This window comes from Pseudomonas sp. MDT1-16, from assembly GCF_054898115.1.
On record NZ_CM142717.1, the window covers coordinates 2,284,141 to 2,302,555 of the forward strand.

Below are 18,415 nucleotides of genomic sequence, written 5' to 3' on the forward strand. Positions count from 1 at the left end.
CTAGCGAGGACGCCTTTGTCCTGGTCCCGTTCTCTCGGGAAGCGCATCCTTCGTCGTTGAAGGCTGGGCTTTATAGTTGATGAGAGAGGTAATGCAGTGGTTGTGCCAAGTTCCTCAGATGCCAGGGTTTACTGGGGTTGGTCGCGGTCTCGGTATTTGATTGGGATGTTTTTGCACCGAATCAATGCACGTTGCCCGCAATTGGAGCGGTCTCTGTAGCAGCTGGCGAAGCCTGCGTTCGGCTGCGAAGCAGTCGTAATTCCTACATACACAGTGCATCAGGCACACCGCGGTGAATGAAATCGCGACTGCTTCGCAGCCGAACGCAGGCTTCGCCAGCTGCTACAGGGGTTCGAAGTCAGCCGTGAAATAACATGACCAGCAGCACCAGATTCACCAACAATGACGCCAGCGCCAAGGTCCGCCAGACCTTCAATGGCTCGCGCTCAAGCAACGGCCTGGGTCGCACGCTCAAACTGTGTCGCTCACCCTGTTCCAGCAGCAACAACCATTCTTCCGCCGTTTCAAATCGTTGACCCGGATCCACCGTCACGGCGCGCTCCAGACTTTGCGCAATCCATTCCGGCAGGTCGGGTCGATAGCGATTGGCGCTGACAGGAACCCCGAACCGGGGGCGCTGGAAGGCTTCGATTTCGCCGTAGGGATAATGCCCGGTGAGCAGGAAATACAAGGTCACGCCGACGGCGTACAGGTCCTGTTGCGGTGTCGGCGCTTCCCCGCGAAAGGCTTCCGGCGCGATATAGCTGGGCGTTCCGGGCAGGGCAGAAGGCTGATCTTCGGACAGGCCGGGGCAGTAGGCGAGGCCGAAGTCCAGTAGGCGTAATTCGCCGTCGTCCCCCAGCAGCAGGTTCTCCGGTTTGATATCGCGATGGAGAATTTGCCGTCGATGCAGCATGCCAACGGCTCGCAACAGGCGTTCGGCCAGATCCTGCCATTGCGGCAGAGGTAGCGGTCCGACATCTGCGTGCAACGCTGCCAACGTAGATCCGGAATATTCCCGCATCACGTAGTACAAATGCTGACGCTGACTGGCGGCATGGACTTCGGGGAAATGCCGCCCGGCCACGCGCTTGAGAAACCATTCTTCCGACAGCAACGCTTGCCCGGCCAAGTGATCGTCGCGCAGCGCGCCGGGCAAGGTTTTCAGCAGCCAGGGTTGTTGTTGCCCGTCGCGTACCCGATAGAGCAACGACTGCTGGCTCTGACCAAGGATCCCTTCGACTTGCCAACCCTCGAACGTCTGCCCCGGCTTCAGTGCTGGCGGCAGCGGCCATTGCTGCAAATGAATCAACGCATCGCCGATGCTTGTTTCACCGAGGGCATCGACCCGCACCAGCAAGGCACTGGCGTTATCCTGGCTGCCGGCCAGATGCGCCGCGTTGACCAAGGTCTGCGCAGCGCTGTTCAGATCCGGCTGATCGCGCAGAATCGCAGCAATGGCCGTGTCGCCCAGCACGGCCCAGATGCCGTCGCTGAGCAGCACGAAGCTCTCATTAAGGCGCAGTTCGCCATCGAGAAAATCCAGCACCAAATGCTGATCGAGTCCGAGCGCCCGCTTGAGCACATGCTGCATGCCGGGTTGGTCCCAGACGTGATCCTCGCTGACCCGCTGCAAGGTGTCGGCATGCCAGCGATAAACCCGGCAATCGCCGACATGGGCCAGGGTAAAACGCCTACCGCGTATGACCAAAGCACTGACAGTGGTCAGCAGCGGCTGCCCACCGCCGTTGGCCTGTAGCCAGCGATTTTGCGCCAGTAGCAGGCGATCCAGCGCTTGAGCGACGCCCCAGGTTTCCGGTGTGGCGTAGTAATCCAGCGCCAGGGCCTGCAACGTCGAGCGGGCGGCGAGGCCACCGTCGGCGCACTGGCTGACGCCATCGGCGATGGCGAAGAGGTAACCCTTGCTCGCTGCCAGCGCCGGGGCCGGGGTCACCAGGCGCAGGGCGTCCTGATTCTCCTCGCGAGGGCCGATGGCGCTGGCTTCGGCAAAACTCAGTTGCAGGCTCATTGAGGCGTCAGACCCGTGCAGCCGTCACGGCGGCCGAACCCCAGGTAGTTCTCCAGCGCCGTTTCACACCGTGCAGGCCGAACCAGGCGAGTACGCCGAGGCTGGCGAACAACCACAAGGCCAGTTGATAACTGCCGGTGCTTTGCTTGATCGCGCCCATGCCCGCTGCCAGTGCAAACCCACCGATACCGCCAGCCATGCCGATCAAACCGGTCATCACACCGATCTCCCGACGAAAACGCTGCGGCACCAATTGGAAAACAGCGCCGTTACCTGCACCCAAACCGAGCATGGTGCAGACGAAAAGTGCCAGCGCAGCGTAGGAACTCGGCAGATTGAAACCCACCGCTGCGATGCAGACTGCCGCCACCGTGTACATCCCCAAGAGGGTGCGAATGCCACCGAAACGGTCGGCCAGAGCGCCGCCCAACGGACGCATCAAGCTGCCGCCGAACACGCAGGCTGCGGTGTAATAGCCGGCGGTCACCGGGCTGAGGCCATATTGGTCGTTGAAATAGCCGGGCAGAGCGCTGGCCAGGCCAATGAAGCCGCCGAACGTCACGCTGTAGAAAAACATGAACCACCAGCTGTCGCGGTCGCCCAAGGCCTTGAAGTAGTCGGACATGGACTTGGCTTTTGGCCGCTCAGGCGCGTTTTTGGCCAGCCAGGCAAAGATGATGATGGTCAGAATCAGCGGGATCAGGGCGAAGCCGAACACGTTACTCCAGCCAAATGCCGCGGCCAGGACCGGGGCGAGCAGGGCGGCGAACACCGTGCCCGAGTTGCCAGCACCGGCGATGCCCATGGCTTTGCCTTGGTGTTGTGGCGGATACCATTGCGACGCCAGCGGCAGGGCGACGGCAAAGGACGCGCCGGCCATGCCGAGGAACAGGCCCAGCACCAGCGCCTGCTCGTAGCTGTGGATACCGAGTTTCCAGGCGCCGAACAATGCGCAGATGACGATCACCTGGCCAATCAGTCCGGCAGTTTTTGGCGACAGGCGATCAGCCAGCAAGCCCATCACAAAGCGCAGCACGGCCCCGGCCAGAATCGGCGTGGCCACCACCAGCCCGCGCTGTTGGGTGGTCAGGTGCAAGTCGGCGGCGATTTGCACCGCCAGTGGGCCGAGCACGTACCAGACCATGAAGCTCAGGTCGAAATAGAGGAAGGCCGCGAACAATGTCGGGGTATGGCCGGATTTCCAGAAGCTTGAATTCATCGCGCACCTCAGCTGTTAATAGTCTCGAGAAGGAGTCATGAGCTTGCAGGTGGGGCGCCGCATCGGCCGCACCACCGGCCCCGGTCTCTGGGGCCAAAACAAAAAAACGCCGCCACCGGATTCGCCATGGGCAAATGAGGTGAGCGACGTCTTTGTCGTAGGTGGGGCAACCGCCGTTGGTTACCTGTAGTGATTACCTAGCGAGATTTGTGCCAGGTTCAAGATCGGTTACCCGAGCAACTCGCTCATCGCGATGATCTGTTCCGCCACCTGGATCAGCTTCTGCTGCCGGCTCATCGCCTGGCGGCGCATCAAGGTGTAGGCCTCTTCCTCGTTGCAGTCCTTCATTTTCATCAACAGCCCTTTGGCCAGTTCGATACGCTTGCGCTCGGCCAGTTGCTGGTCGCGGGCGTTGAGTTGGGCGCGCAGGGCCTGGTCGCTTTCAAAACGTGCCATGGCGACGTCGAGAATCGGCTGCAAGCGCTGTGCGTGGATGCCTTCGACGATGTAGGCACTGACCCCGGACTTGATCGCCTGACGCATCACATCGGGGTCATGTTCATCGGTAAACATCACAATCGGCCGCGGTTGGTCGCGGCTCACGAGCACCACTTGCTCCATCACATCGCGGCTCGGTGACTCGGTATCGATCAAAATCACATCCGGACGCACCGTTTCGACGCGCGCAGGCAGATCGATGGTCAGGCCCGACTCATCGATCACCTCGAACCCGGCTTCGGTCAGCGCCGCCTTCAGGCGACCGACTTTCTTCGCGGTGTCGTTGATCAGCAGGATACGCAACATATTCGCAGTCTCCTGTCAGCGGCTGGCGAGAAGGGGCGAGCTGTCGCTCAGGGCGTGCAGCTTGAAACTGCGGGCATATCCGGCCGGGTCCGAGCCGTCCCAGACCTTGCCGTCGATCAACTGGCTGCTGCGCATTTCCTGACCCGGGGCGGCGACACCCACCGCCGTGGCGGCCTCTCGATACAAGTCTAGTTGCTGGACCTGACGGGCCACGCCCAGATAGTCCGGGTCATCGCGCAACAAACCCCAGCGGCGGAACTGGGTCATGAACCACATGCCGTCGGACAAGTAAGGCAGGTTGACTTCGCCGTCCGCATGGAACCGCAGGGAATGCGGATCCTGCCAACGATTACCGAGGCCATCGGCGTAGTCACCGAGCAGCCTCGGCGCGATGCAGTCGAGTGGCGCGTCGAGGTATTCGGACGCACTCATCAGCTTTGCGGTGCTGCAGCGATTTTCCGTGCTTTGTTCGATGAAGCGGCTGGCTTCGAGTATCGCCATCACCAGCGCCCGGGCGGTGTTGGGGTATTGCTCGACAAACGCGCGGGTGCAACCGAGGACTTTTTCTGGATGATCGGGCCAGATGGTCTGGGTTGTGGCCAGGGTGAACCCCAGGTTCTGCTGCACCGCGCTGGCGGACCATGGCTCGCCGACGCAGAAACCATCGATGCGACCGGCTTGCAGGTGCGCGACCATTTGCGACGGCGGCACCACCACGCTGTTGACGTCCTGCAGCGGATGGATGCCCTGACTCGCGAGCCAGTAATACAGCCACATGGCGTGAGTGCCCGTAGGAAATGTCTGGGCGAAAGTGAGTTTTGGGCGACTTTGGTGCACGTGCCGGTCGAGTGCTTCAGGACTGGTCACGCCCAAGGCCTGTAAGCCATGGGAGAGATTGATGCTCTGGCCATTCTGATTCAGGCCCATGAGCACCGCCATGTCGGTCGACGCGACACCGCCGATGCCCAAATGCACGGCGTAGATCAAACCGTACAGGCTGTGGGCGGCGTCAAGTTCGCCACTGACCAGTTTGTCCCGCAGGCTGGCCCAGGACGGCTGGCGCTTGAGGTTCAGGGTCAGGCCATAAGGTTGCGCGAAGCCCTGCGTGGCCGCGACCACCACGGAGGCGCAGTCGCTGAGGGCCATGAAGCCGAGGTTGATTTCGGTCTTTTCCGGGGCATCGCTGCCGTTGACCCAGGCCAGAGGGTTGGCTGGAACTTCAATCATCTGTAAACACCTTCCATAAAAAAGCGCCGTACCGGGCTGCTTGCCAGAGCAAGGCCAAGTGACGACGCCTTTGTCTTTCGACTCATCCCGCCGTTGGCATGAGTGCTGATGTCAGTGACGATGCAAGGCATATGCCATCGCTCACTGATTTTGTCGCGCGCCTCGCCTGCAACCTCGATGCCCGGCTATAATCGCCGCCACTTTTCGTAGCCCAGAGTCAAAGCCGCCCATGTACACCCTGGCCCGTCAGCTGTTGTTCAAACTTTCCCCGGAAACCTCCCACGATCTGTCCCTGGACCTGATCGGCGCGGGCGGGCGTTTGGGCCTCAACGGCTTGCTGTGCAAGGCACCGGCGAAAATGCCGGTGACCGTCATGGGCCTGGACTTCCCGAACCCGGTAGGTCTGGCGGCCGGTCTGGACAAGAACGGCGCGGCCATCGACGGGTTTGCCCAACTGGGTTTTGGTTTTGTCGAAATCGGCACCATTACGCCACGTCCGCAACCGGGCAACCCTAAACCACGGATTTTCCGTCTGCCGGAAGCCGAGGCGATCATCAACCGCATGGGGTTCAACAACCTCGGTGTCGATCACCTGTTGGCCCGAGTGGCGGCGGCCCAGTACAAGGGTGTGCTGGGTATCAATATCGGCAAAAACTTCGATACCCCGGTTGAGCGGGCGGTCGACGACTACCTGATCTGTCTGGACAAGGTCTACGCCCACGCCAGCTACGTGACGGTCAACGTCAGCTCGCCGAATACCCCGGGCCTGCGTAGCCTGCAGTTCGGCGATTCGCTGAAGCAATTGTTGGCTGACCTGGCTACGCGCCGCGCAGAACTGGCGCTGCGCCATGGCAAACATGTCCCACTGGCAATCAAGATTGCGCCGGACATGACCGACGAAGAAACCGCTCAGGTCGCGCAAGCGCTGATCGAAACCGGGATGGATGCGGTGATCGCCACCAACACCACCCTGAGCCGCGTCGGCGTTGAAGGCATGGAGCACGGCGACGAGGCGGGCGGTCTGTCCGGCGCACCGGTTCGCGACAAGAGCACCCACACCGTGAAGATGCTGGCGGCAGAGTTGGCCGGTCGCTTGCCGATCATCGCCGTGGGTGGCATTACCGAAGGCAAGCACGCGGCTGAGAAAATCGCTGCGGGGGCGAGCCTGGTGCAGCTCTATTCCGGCTTCATCTATAAAGGCCCGGCGCTGATTCGTGAATCTGTAGACGCCATCGCCGCCTTGCGCTGACTTGTAGCAGCTGCCGAGCACCGCGAGGCTGCGTTCGGCTGCGAAGCAGTCGTAAAACCAGCATGCGCGGTGTACCTGTAAGACCTCAGTGCCTGACTTAACGACTGCTTCGCAGCCGAACGCAGCCTCGCGGTGCTCGGCAGCTGCTACAGGGGAATGTGTGGGGAGCAGGCATAAAAAAGGGCTCCTCGAAGGAGCCCCTGGGCCGGAGCCCGCCGCCCGGATGGGGCGTGCGTGGTAAGTCGTTACATAATCAGATTGTCGTGTCGGAGTGTGTGCCCTGCGTTAGCCGACGGCGTGAAGTTCGTTGAGTCTATGGATTCCCGCAGTGCCGGTCATACCGTCCCAATTGTCGCCGCGTCCTTCTCGCCAGCCGTTAATCCAGGCTTGGCGTACCGACGGTAGAGTAAATGGGCAAAGCTCACGGGATTTGCCACCAACGCCATATTGATATCCGCGCAAAAATGCTCTTTCCAACGGATCACGCTTAAGTCTTCTCATAGGGTGTTGCCCTCACTTGTTGACTGTATTAATCGCGTTGACCTCAATCGAGGTCTGGCAGAAAAACTCCTGCCGTTGGGGCTCGCTGCCGGCGTCGCGAGCCAAGGTGTTGACGTCATTGCGGCGTCAACCTGAGTTGAGTTCTAACCAATGCGTCACATCGAGGGAATGATCGTTTTGTCATAAGGACGTAACTATTAAGGTGGTATGGCCATAAGTAACACGATGTTGTCCCGTGTTTATTGGCAAAACCCCGGTATGATCGGCCCTGCGCTGCAGGATGTATTGAACACCTAAGTGAGAATGCCTCCTGTTGAGCAGGGGGACTATTCGACGAAGGGTCGAGTTATGACATTTTGTTGCATCAACTTTTTTATCTGCCTTTGCATCTAAGCTCTTTTAACCCGAGCAGCAAGGGTGGAACGGCACACCTTCGTGCCACGCGGGCGCTCTTTTAGAAAAGCGCCTGATTGAAAACCGGGCCGGCAATGCGTTGTCGGTTCACTTAGCCAAAGGCTCTGAAATTCCAATGTCCGATCAATTCGAAATCTTCCTCACTTGCCCAAAAGGCCTTGAAGGCCTGCTCATCGAGGAAGCCATCGGGCTTGGCCTTGAGGAAGCGCGTGAGCACACCTCTGCCGTGCGCGGCATGGCGACCATGGAAACCGCTTATCGCCTGTGCCTGTGGTCGCGTCTGGCGAACCGGGTGCTGCTGGTGCTCAAGCGTTTCCCGATGAAGGACGCTGAAGACCTCTATCACGGCGTGCTGGATATCGAGTGGCAAGACCACATGCTCAACGACGGCACCCTGGCCGTCGAGTTCAGCGGTCACGGCTCGGGCATCGACAACACCCATTTTGGTGCCTTAAAGGTCAAGGACGCCATCGTCGACAAACTGCGCACACCGCAGGGCGACCGCCCATCCATCGACAAACTCAACCCGGACCTGCGCATTCACCTGCGCCTGGACCGTGGTGAAGCGATTCTGTCCCTCGACCTCTCCGGCCACAGCCTGCATCAGCGCGGCTATCGCTTGCAGCAGGGCGCGGCGCCGCTGAAGGAAAACCTCGCGGCAGCGATCCTGATCCGTTCCGGTTGGCCTCGCATTGCGGCCGACGGCGGCGCGCTGGCTGACCCGATGTGCGGTGTCGGTACGTTCCTGGTGGAAGCGGCGATGATCGCCGCCGACATGGCGCCGAACCTGCGTCGCGAGCAGTGGGGCTTCACGGCCTGGCTCGGTCACGTCCCGGCGCTGTGGAAAAAGCTTCACGAAGAAGCCACCGCCCGTGCCGCTGCCGGTCTGGCCAAGCCGCCGCTGTGGATTCGCGGTTACGAAGCCGATCCGCGCCTGATTCAACCGGGTCGCAACAACGTCGAACGTGCCGGCTTGAGCGAGTGGATCAAGATCTACCAGGGCGAAGTCGGGACGTTCGAGCCGCGTCCGGACCAGAACCAGAAAGGTCTGGTGATCTGCAACCCGCCGTACGGCGAGCGTCTGGGTGACGAAGCGAGCTTGCTCTATCTCTACCAGAACCTCGGCGAACGTCTGCGTCAGGCCTGCTTGAACTGGGAAGCGGCGGTGTTCACTGGCGCCCCGGACCTGGGCAAGCGCATGGGCATTCGCAGCCACAAACAGTATTCGTTCTGGAACGGCGCCTTACCGTGCAAATTGCTGCTGATCAACGTCACGCCGGACCAGTTCGTCACGGGCGAACGTCGCACCCCGGAGCAGCGTCAGGTCGAGCGTGAGCAGGCCGAAGTCGATGTCGCAGACAACGACGTAGCCCCCGGCAAGTACGAGAAGTACAACAAGAACGGCAACCCGATCAAACCGGTACCGGTGGTGATTGAGCAGCCGCGCTTGAGCGAAGGCGGGCAGATGTTTGCCAATCGTCTGCAAAAGAACCTCAAGGCCCTCGGCAAGTGGGTCAAGCGTGAAGGCATCGACTGCTACCGCGTCTACGATGCCGACATGCCGGAATACTCCATGGCCATCGACCTGTATCAGGATTGGGTCCACGTCCAGGAGTACGCCGCGCCGAAATCCATCGATCCGGAAAAAGCCTCGGCGCGTATGTTCGATGCCCTGGCCGCGATTCCGCAGGCCCTGAACATCGACAAGAGCCGCGTGGTGGTCAAGCGTCGCGAACGTCAGAGCGGCACCAAGCAGTACGAACGCCAAGCGGCACAGGGCAAGTTCGTCGAGGTCAATGAAGGCGGCGTGAAGCTGCTGGTGAACCTCACGGATTACCTCGACACCGGGCTGTTCCTCGACCACCGGTCGATGCGCATGCGCATCCAGAAAGAGGCGGCCGGTAAACGCTTCCTCAACCTGTATAGCTACACCGCGACCGCCAGTGTTCACGCAGCCAAGGGCGGCGCACGCAGCACCACCAGCGTCGACTTGTCGAAAACCTATCTGGACTGGGCGCGTCGCAACCTGTCGCTGAACGGTTTCTCTGACAAGAACCGTCTGGAGCAGGGCGATGTAATGGCCTGGCTCGACACCTGCCGTGACGAGTACGACCTGATCTTCATCGATCCGCCGACCTTCTCCAACTCCAAGCGCATGGAAGGGATCTTCGACGTGCAGCGCGACCAGGTGCAATTGATCGATCTGGCCATGGCGCGTTTGGCACCGGGCGGCGTGTTGTATTTCTCCAATAACTTCCGCAAGTTCCAGCTCGAGGAAAACCTCACTGAGCGTTACGCGGTCGAGGAAATCACCGCCCAGACCATCGATCCGGATTTCGCCCGTAATGGCAAGATCCACCGGGCATGGAAAATCACGGCTCGTTGACACTCAAAGGGATTGGATCCACAGAGCCTTGATTTTTAAAGGCTCTTGGCTTCTTTCTGTGCTGGTCAAATTGATGGCTAATAGCTATAACTCAACGCATGGCCATTGGGCTTTCCCGCACCTGGCGTTTTGAGTTGCGTCTATGTCGTTGCACGCCGTGCGCCCGAAGATCCTGGGTTTTATCAGTGAAGATGCCTCGACCTGGCTGGTCGCGCTGCTGGTATTGGTCGTCGGCGCAATTCTCACGGGATTGCTGGCGTGGTCGACGCTGAATCTGTTTCACCATCAATTGCGGCAACGTTTCCAACTGCTGGCCAGTGAACGTTACAGCCGTATCGAAGAACGTTTCGAAGATCAGGAGCAGCGTCTCGATGGCCTGCGCCGGTTCTTTGCCAATTCCGATTCGGTCTCCCGCGAGGAGTTCGACGGTTACACCCAACCGCTGCTGCACCGGACTCAGGCCTACTCCTTCGCCAAGCGGATAACCCGCGCCGAACGAGCGGAATTTGAACGCCAGGTGCGTGCAGAGGGTTTACCCGACTTCACCCTGCGTGAGCTCAATGCCGACGGCCAACTGCAACTGGCGGCCGAACGTGATGAATACGTGGCGGTACTCTATAGTCAGACCCAAAGCAAAATCGGCGCGCCGCTGGGCTACGACTTGTTGGCTCAACCCTTGCGCCGTTCCACCCTTGAACGGGCCGATCAGCACGGCAGCATGGCGGTATCGCAGCCAATGCATCTGGTCAATATCGAGCCGGGCTATGCACGCGGCGTGCTGCTGGTCGCGCCGGTGCTGCTGCGCAATAGCCCGGCTACGGCGCGATTGAAACCGTTCGGTTATGTCATGGCTGTGATCAGCATGCGCCAGTTGCTCGCGGACGGGCTGCCGGAGGCGGGCCGTGACTACCTTTCGGTGCGCGTCCTCGACTTATCCACAGATGATCAGCACGAAGTGCTTTATGAGTCTTCCAACACACCGGCCCCCAGTGAATTGGCCGTGACCCGGCTGCTGCGGCTCGCCGACCATGACTATCAAGTCGACATTCAGCCCAGCGATGCCTTCCTGAAAGCCAACCACTCTTCGGTGACCAGCCTGGTGGTGCTGGGTGGCTTGCTCAGTCTGTTGCTCAGTGCCTTGCTCTATGTGCTGGTCAGTCAGCGTCAACGGGCGCTGAAGATGGTCGAGCAACGGACCCAGGAACTGCGCGCCCGCGAGCAGGAGTTGCGCGGCACCCATGGCCAGTTGCGCGGCGTGCTGAATGCCGCGACTCAGGTGGCGATCATCGCCACTGACTTGCGCGGGGTCATCAGTACCTTTAATGCCGGTGCAGAGCAAATGCTCGGTTACACCAACGCTGAGGTGGTGGGCCACATGACCCTGGAAAACCTGCACCTGCCCCGTGAACTCCTTGCACGCTCGGCGGAGTTGAGTGCGCGCTATGGCAAGCCGATTCCGACCTGCCAGGCGATGTTGGTCGAGGGCGGCGAGGAGGGCGGTCACGAAGCGCGGGAATGGACGTTGCTACGTAGCGACGGCAGCCATTTGACGGTGAACATGCTCGCGACCCCGGTACTCGACGAGCAAGGCCTGTGGGTCGGGCACCTGGCGATCTGTATCGACATCACTGAACGCAAGCGAGTCCACGAGGCCCTGGCGGCACGGGACCTGTTGTTGAAGAAACTCAGCGCTCATGTACCCGGCGGGATCTACCAGTTCAAGATGGAATTCGATGGGCGCTTCAGCGTGATCTACGCCAGCGACGGTATTCGCGAGATCTACGAACTTGAGCCGGATGTGCTGTTGCTCAACGCCGAAGCGATTTTCACGCGGATTCATCCGCAGGACACCACCCGAGTCCGCGCCTCGATCCGGGCGTCGGCGGACACCCTCAGTCCTTGGCGCGAGGAATACCGCGTGCTGCTGCCCCTGCGCGGCCTGCGCTGGGTTCGTGGCGAGGCGACGCCAGAGGAATTGCCCGGTGGCGGCGTGCTTTGGCATGGCTACATCTCAGACATCTCCGACCTCAAGCGGGTGCAAGAAGAATTGCGTGCGCTGTCGATCACTGACTCGCTGACCGGGATCCACAACCGCCGCTATTTCCAGGAACGCCTGACCACCGAAATGGCCCGGGTCGAGCGCGGTGGCGGCGAGCTGTCAGTGATCATGCTCGATATCGACCACTTCAAACGTATCAATGACCAGCATGGCCACGCTGTCGGCGATCGGGTGTTGCAGATCGTGTGCGAACGCATCGGCCATCGGCTGCGCCGCACCGACGTGTTCTGTCGTCTGGGTGGCGAGGAGTTCATGGTGCTTTGCCCGGACATCGACGGCGGCCATGCGCATGTCCTGGCCTTGCAGTTATGGCAAGGGTTGCGCAGTTCGCCCATCGAAGGCGTCGGGACAGTGACCGCGAGTTTCGGGATTGCCAGTTGGCGAGTCGGCGAGGGCGCGGATGCGCTGCTACTGCGGGCGGATTCAGGGGTGTATGCGGCGAAACAGGCAGGACGGGATCGGGTTGAGGGGGAGATGAACTAAGTGCTGGCTGCACGCGATGATCGTTCCCACGCTCTGCGTGGGAATGCCTCTAGGGACGCTCTGCGTCCAGTGACGCGGAGCGTCACGGGCTGCATTCCCACGCAGAGCGTGGGAACGATCAAGTGCTTGGAGTATCCGGTTACAACACCGAAGCCGTTTCCGGCAGTTTCGGCTGGCGATACAGGTCCAGCAGCACCTGATCCAGCACCGAAGAGGCGCCAAACGGTGCCTTGTCGTTGAGGATCGCCACCACCGCCCAGGTATTGCCGTTGATGTCGCGGCTGAAACCCGAGATGGCGCGCACGGTGTTCAGGGTGCCGGTCTTGACGTGAGCTTCACCGCGCATCGCGGTGGTCTTCAGGCGTTTGCGCATGGTGCCGTCGGTGCCGGCAATCGGCATTGAACTGATGAACTCGGCGGAATAAGGGCTACGCCATGCGGCTTGCAGCATCGCGGCCATTTCCCGGGCACTGACGCGTTCGGCGCGGGACAGGCCGGAGCCGTTCTCCATCACCAGGTGCGGCGCCGTGATGCCTTTCTTCGCCAGCCACTGACGGACCACACGCTGTGCGGCTTTAGCATCATCGCCATCAGCGTCGGTGCGGAATTTCTGACCCAGACTCAGGAACAGCTGCTGAGCCATGGTGTTGTTACTGTATTTATTGATGTCACGGATGATTTCCGCCAGGTCCGGCGAGAACGCCCGGGCCAGCAATTTGGCATTGCTCGGGGTAGCCGCCAGCAAATCCTTACCCTGAATGCTGCCGCCCAGTTCCTTCCAGATCGCCCGCACGGCGCCCGCGGTGTAGGTCGCGTGGTCGAGCAGCGACAGATAAGTCTGGGAGCTGCAGCCCTCGCCCAACTGGCCACCGACCGTCACGGTCACGCTGCCATCGGCCTGGGTCACCGGGTTGTAACGCACGCCACCGGCGCATTGCTTGGAGCTGGCGGCTTTGACCTGGTTTTCGATGCGAATCGTGGCAATCGGCGGTTCTACCGAAATCAGAACCCTGCCATTGTCGTTACGCGCCACAAAACGCAGGGCCTTGAGGTTGACCATCAGCGAGTCGGGTTTGACCAGGAACGGTTTGTTGTCGTCATTGCCATCGTCGTTGAACTGAGGCAGTTGCGGTTGTACGAAGAAACTGCGGTCCAGCACCAGGTCGCCGGTGATTTGGGTCACGCCGTTGGCGCGCAGGTCACGCATCAGCAACCAGAGTTTTTCCATGTTCAGCTTCGGATCGCCGCCACCCTTGAGGTAGAGGTTACCGTTGAGGATGCCGCCGCTGAGGGTGCCGTCGGTGTAAAACTCGGTTTTCCACTGGTGGTTCGGGCCGAGCATTTCCAGCGCCGCGTAAGTGGTGACCAGTTTCATGGTCGAGGCCGGATTGACCGAGACGTCAGCGTTGAAAATGGTCGGGGTGCCAGGGCCATTGAGCGGGATCATCACCAGCGACAGGGCGTTGTCCTGCAGCTTGCTGGCCTTGAGGGCTTTTTCAACGTTGGGCGACAGCGCGGTGTTGATCGAAGCGGCGGAAACAGAGAAGGCCAGAGGGAGTAGAAAACCGGCCAGTAGCAATGGACGCAAAGATTTGATCATGTGAAATAAAACCCTACAGCCGAGGGGAAAAAAGACGAGGGCATGCAGATAAATTCCCTCAGCGGTCATGAAAGTGTCGGCATTATGCCCCAAGGTGTAGCGGCTTGTGCCGTACCCTGGTCGTCTAATCCGCTATTTTTTTACCGACGGTAGGGCCTGCAACCCAGAGAGACGGGCAATCGGCGCCTTAAACTGCTAAAGTGCCGCCCGTTATTACTTATGAGGATTGTTCCAATGGCGACTAACCGTTCCCAGCGTCTGCGCAAAAAACTGTGCGTCGATGAATTTCAAGTTTTGCTAATTAGCACAAAATAGTTCGAATGTTGTCAAAAACGCCTTACCCCCTCTTTTCTCTGAATCCCCGCTCTTCCCGCTCTCCCCTCAAGCATCAAGCCGCTTTCAGCTGATCACTCCCTCGGGGTGTGCCACGGTAGTCCTATCACCACACCAACATCAGTGAACGTTCCAACCTACAGTCCTCCAGCCATCCCTTTATCTCAATAAGAGGAGATGGGCGCGTGCTCGAAAGCTGACTAAGCTCTGCCGCAATTGATCGTGCATGGAGTCCGCCATGCCCCTAACTGCCTTCTCGTCATCCTGTGAGTTCGAGTTGGATGTAGAACAGCTTCTGGATCGTTTAGAGGTAGAGCCCTGAGAGCCATCACCGACTCTGTTTGAATGGCTTGAACAGCTTATCTGAAACGAAAAATAGATTGCCTCTTGCACGCGAGCAGGCTACGTACAGCTTGTTTCGGGTCTGGGGTTTGGCTTCGTGCAATTTCCCGCCTTGGTAGCGTTTCCATGCCTCCAAGCCCAGGACAACACAGACGTCTTGGAAGTCATCCATGCCTTTACTCGCTCCCCAGTTTTGCGAGTAGCAACCGTACTTGCCATGCTCTTGCAGGAATAACTTCACCACCGAAGGGTCGGCGTGCAGAGCATTGGCTTGGGCTTGTTCCAAGACCGTGACGATTTCACTGGCACGCTCCACATGCGAGCCCATCGCGATCTGCAGCTTGGCGCTGATGAAGTTGCATACCGACGTTGCGCATCGCCAACTGCGACCGAGGGTGGCCTTATCGACGGCGACACCTGCGTCGCGAAATCGTTTTTCGTACTTGGCCATGTCGTCATGCAGTGTGCTGTTAACACTGCCGTCTCGGCTCGTGTCGAACGTATGCTGATAGAAATCTCCAACGAAGGTCATCTTCGCTTTGGCCTTGGAAATGTCTAACAGCAGGTTGAAATCGTGGCCGGCAAAATCCTGCACCTCATCGACATAAACGCAGTCGTAAAAGCGCTCTATGCGAGCCTGTATCGCGGGTATGCAGCCTTTCAGTTGCAGAAATTTCGCTAAGCGATTGTGGTAAAGCCTACGGCTGCCGTCACGGAAACGTGCAATGTCGGTCAACGGGATCTGGCGATTTGGCGGGCGTCTGAAGGTCAAACCTCGGCTGCCTATCTCCAGCTGCATCAGCGGGCGGTAACAAAATCCGTGCAGGAACGAGAAATAGGTCATCAGGGTGATGTTGGATGGAATTATCCCGAACTTCTGAATGATCCTGTTGCGCAGATGGCGGTGGTTATTTTCCGTGTACGTGATGATCAGCGCGCGCTGGTCGAGGCTGAGACGTTCGATCACGAGGCTGGTTTTGCCGGATCCGGCCACCGCAAAGATCACGCTCTTATCCACTTGATCGCCTCCTGGATGTAAGCAGGAGCGATCAGATCACCAGCTTTATTCGTGAGCAACTCGAATGCCACGTCTGCCTTGTTCTTGAGCATGTACTCCTGAACCGTCAAGGTTTTACGCTCCTTACCAAACAGATCGTCACACGTTTTCTGGTTGTCCAGGTACAAACCGATTTCGAACGTCGAGCGCTCATCGTTAGCGTCAGCAAAAATCCGAGCGTCGTCGTAGAGGCTCTCCTTGTAGTTTTCAACGCAATTCTGCTGGTGGTTACGGTCGTTGTCCCGGATCGCAGCCACCTTGATTCCCAGCAGCTTGCCCAACTCCAGGTAGCGCTTGAAACTGGTACCGCCGATGGAAATGATGTGGACGTCATCGGCCTGCGGGGTATTGCCTTGTGCATGCTGCTTGTAGAAGTGTTCGATGAGGATGAATTCGGCATCGCCCTCGACCAGGATGACGCGTTTCGAGAGCGCGAACTCAAGTACGTTGTTGTCCGGTGCCTTCATAAAAAATTCGGCGGTGGGTTTTGTCAGATCCTTCAGCCGTCCGGCTTTTTGCTCGGTGCCCAAGAGTAGCGCATGACGAAGATCAAGACGGGAGCAGATGTGGCTGCTGTGAGTGGCAATGAAAAGTTGAGTGCCTTGGGTACGCGTGAGCCGCTCCACGAGCCGTTTCATATTCGTGTGGCTCAAGTGGTTCTCAGGCTCTTCCAGCAGCAGTGCGTGTAGGCCGCCCTTGGCGTCGTGCTTCTGCAGCGCAAAGTTGGTCTTTATGAAGCACTGTTCCCCCTTGCCTCGGTTCTCGATCGGAATGCCGTCCTTGGTGATGACAAGGTCTGTCTCCAGGTTCGAGCGCACGCTGGTTCTGAGGGCAAACTGGTAGTCGCCCAGCGTTTCGTTAAGGGCCTTCAGGTTGTCTTTCTGAAAACCTTCCTTGCCTTGACGGTACTGATTTTCGAGACGATATCGATCTGGTGCCTGCGTGTGGAATCCGAACACGGTTCGCGTGTATTCCCGGGCTGCGTATTCGGTATCGATGCGGGAGCTATCGATCAGCAGGTGTTTCACCGGTCGCCTGTAGCTGACATGCGGAGCACCCGAGAACGTCGAGAAATGCACGGTGTAGTACTCGAACGGAAAGCTGTCCTTGTTAGCGTGCAGCAACTCCAGAATCGTGGGGCCAAATTCCTCCACAAGGGGCACGATCACCATGCGCAAACCATCGCTGTCGGTTCCCACAAGATTCTGATACCCGTATAAGCCTTGATCTTCACCATCCGAAAGGAAGACGTCTACGATGACTTCTGGTAGCAGGTCGAGGCGCGGCGGCCCGGCCAGAAATTTCTTCACTGCAGCCTGATTGAACAGGGCTTCATAGCCAATGGTCTCAACGCGACTTCGGCTTGCGCTGAGTGCCAGATCAAGAGCCAGCAGAACGCTGCTCTTGCCCGTTTCGTTATCGCCGATCAGCACGTTGGTGCCGGCATCAAAGTGGAGAGTCAACTCAGAAAAGCTTTTGAAGTTTTGCAGCACTAACTGTGTGATGGCCGGCATTTTCGCTCTCTCTAACCTGCTTAATGTGGTTATCTACCCGCTTAATGTGGTTATCTAATTGGCCCTGCCTTCTATCCTCTTTGCATTGGCAGCACGGCATCTACTCTTCGATTTTGGAGACTTGTGTCTTTAGGACTAACGTAAGACTCAAGCGACGCCGAGTGAATGTGCTGTAGCGGCCGCCTTCTGGAGCAGGCGATGTCTTTGTGCTGTGCTTCCACATTCCAAGTACGACAATCTCATCGCCCTTATTGAAACCTTGCAGCCACGCAACATCGCGCGCCCAAATGCTCACCTCCAGCCCAATGCCGTTCGATGGGTCATCGGGATTGGGTCGGAACTTGTTCATTTGAATGTTCAGGACGTTTTGAGTTTTATTGCCGTTAATCGCCGGCTTCATTCCGCCGACGATGCCTTGGATGGCGATCGGATGCTGAACGGTGTTATGCGATACTGCATAGTGCGCTTCCATATGACGCTCAGGCTCGAAGTAGAATTGGTTCCAGGCGACCTTTACATTGCCTTCAAAGACCAGCTCTAAATGTTGTTCGATGTCATGGTCGTTGTCGCAAAGAGATCGAAGTCTCAAGGCTCTTTTGGCAGAGTTGATGTAGGCGGGCAGCAAGCCAGGATTGCGCGTATAGGTTTTGCCAGTTCTGGCCCTAGCTCCGTCCCCGTCCTCAGGTGTGGGGTTGGCACCTCTTTCCAGCGCTTCCTTGATCATGACTAGGCGCATGCGGTATCGATTGTTCTGTATGCTTTCGATCAGGTCTTCTGAGTTCTTCGCGATTTCCGTAATTTTCTCATCAACCCCGAAGCGACAGTTGGACGCGTGCGCACCTTTGGGGTAGAGACGAAAGTAGCCTTGGACGAAAACAGGCTTGTCATACATTTCTTTGGGATAAGGAGGGTTGTGGGCGACTGGTGTGCCGCATTTGCACTGCAGAGGCTCCGCACCCATGCCTTTCGCATATGTAGCAGCTTCCCATCGAATGCCATTCTGGTCGAAGGCGTGATCCATCTTTATACCCATACAAACCCCTCATGCGTCTGGAGCCGACTTCCTTCAGGACTCCTGAATCTCAAATGGCACAGCCGGCTGCGTGGAAGGCTCTGACTCGCGGCAGGCAATGAGCCATCAGTGTACTGACCGGGCGTGCTGCTGCAAGCGATTGATATGGATGTTTGGCGTTACTTC

12 protein-coding genes are annotated in these 18,415 nt (G+C 58.8%); 3 read left to right on the plus strand and 9 right to left on the minus strand.

From position 1 onward, the window contains the following. Positions 1-358: 358 nt before the first annotated feature. The 4 genes from ACYZT3_RS10250 to ACYZT3_RS10265 form a co-directional block, all read right to left on the minus strand. A complete protein-coding gene (locus tag ACYZT3_RS10250) occupies positions 359-2,029 on the minus strand; it encodes a protein kinase domain-containing protein (protein WP_462032015.1) in 1,671 nt (556 codons plus the stop codon). A 7-nt stretch (positions 2,030-2,036) separates the two neighbouring features. After that, positions 2,037-3,248: a nitrate/nitrite transporter gene (locus ACYZT3_RS10255; RefSeq protein WP_282380496.1), complete on the minus strand. Its 1,212-nt coding sequence runs from the start codon at positions 3,246-3,248 to the stop codon at positions 2,037-2,039. A 228-nt stretch (positions 3,249-3,476) separates the two neighbouring features. Next, positions 3,477-4,052, minus strand: coding sequence for an ANTAR domain-containing response regulator (locus tag ACYZT3_RS10260; RefSeq protein WP_008146285.1), 576 nt, complete (start codon positions 4,050-4,052; stop codon positions 3,477-3,479). 15 nt (positions 4,053-4,067) lie between these two features. Beyond that, positions 4,068-5,279: a CmpA/NrtA family ABC transporter substrate-binding protein gene (locus ACYZT3_RS10265; protein WP_462032016.1), complete on the minus strand. Its 1,212-nt coding sequence runs from the start codon at positions 5,277-5,279 to the stop codon at positions 4,068-4,070. Between the two features lie 229 nt (positions 5,280-5,508). Here ACYZT3_RS10265 and ACYZT3_RS10270 point away from each other — a divergent pair, with 229 nt between their 5' ends. Next, positions 5,509-6,528, plus strand: coding sequence for a quinone-dependent dihydroorotate dehydrogenase (locus tag ACYZT3_RS10270; protein ID WP_462032017.1), 1,020 nt, complete (start codon positions 5,509-5,511; stop codon positions 6,526-6,528). Positions 6,529-6,813: 285 nt separating this feature from the next. Here ACYZT3_RS10270 and rmf read toward each other — a convergent pair whose 3' ends face one another. Next, positions 6,814-7,029, minus strand: coding sequence for a ribosome modulation factor (gene rmf, locus ACYZT3_RS10275; protein ID WP_003223300.1), 216 nt, complete (start codon positions 7,027-7,029; stop codon positions 6,814-6,816). A gap of 529 nt (positions 7,030-7,558) precedes the next feature. Here rmf and rlmKL point away from each other — a divergent pair. Together rlmKL and ACYZT3_RS10285 are read left to right on the plus strand one after the other, a co-directional pair. Further along, positions 7,559-9,829, plus strand: a complete 2,271-nt coding sequence (gene rlmKL, locus ACYZT3_RS10280; protein WP_282380488.1) for a bifunctional 23S rRNA (guanine(2069)-N(7))-methyltransferase RlmK/23S rRNA (guanine(2445)-N(2))-methyltransferase RlmL — start codon at positions 7,559-7,561, stop codon at positions 9,827-9,829. A 142-nt stretch (positions 9,830-9,971) separates the two neighbouring features. Beyond that, positions 9,972-12,371 (plus strand): sensor domain-containing diguanylate cyclase, encoded by a 2,400-nt coding sequence (locus ACYZT3_RS10285; RefSeq protein WP_282380486.1) that lies wholly within the window; start codon positions 9,972-9,974, stop codon positions 12,369-12,371. Between the two features lie 139 nt (positions 12,372-12,510). Here ACYZT3_RS10285 and dacB read toward each other — a convergent pair whose 3' ends face one another. The 4 genes from dacB to ACYZT3_RS10305 form a co-directional block, all read right to left on the minus strand. Beyond that, the gene (gene dacB, locus ACYZT3_RS10290; RefSeq protein ID WP_462032018.1) at positions 12,511-13,971 is read right to left on the minus strand and encodes a D-alanyl-D-alanine carboxypeptidase/D-alanyl-D-alanine endopeptidase; all 1,461 of its coding nucleotides are present in this window, start codon (positions 13,969-13,971) and stop codon (positions 12,511-12,513) included. A gap of 661 nt (positions 13,972-14,632) precedes the next feature. Continuing rightward, positions 14,633-15,664 carry a DEAD/DEAH box helicase gene (locus ACYZT3_RS10295; protein WP_462032019.1) on the minus strand — a complete coding sequence of 344 codons (1,032 nt, stop codon included), beginning with the start codon at positions 15,662-15,664 and terminating at the stop codon, positions 14,633-14,635. Next, a complete protein-coding gene (locus tag ACYZT3_RS10300) occupies positions 15,649-17,217 on the minus strand; it encodes an ATP-dependent nuclease (protein WP_462032020.1) in 1,569 nt (522 codons plus the stop codon). The genes ACYZT3_RS10295 and ACYZT3_RS10300 overlap by 16 nt, the downstream gene beginning before the upstream one ends. Before the next feature lie 100 nt (positions 17,218-17,317). Next, positions 17,318-18,238, minus strand: a complete 921-nt coding sequence (locus ACYZT3_RS10305; RefSeq protein ID WP_462032021.1) for a hypothetical protein — start codon at positions 18,236-18,238, stop codon at positions 17,318-17,320. Positions 18,239-18,415 lie beyond the last annotated feature (177 nt).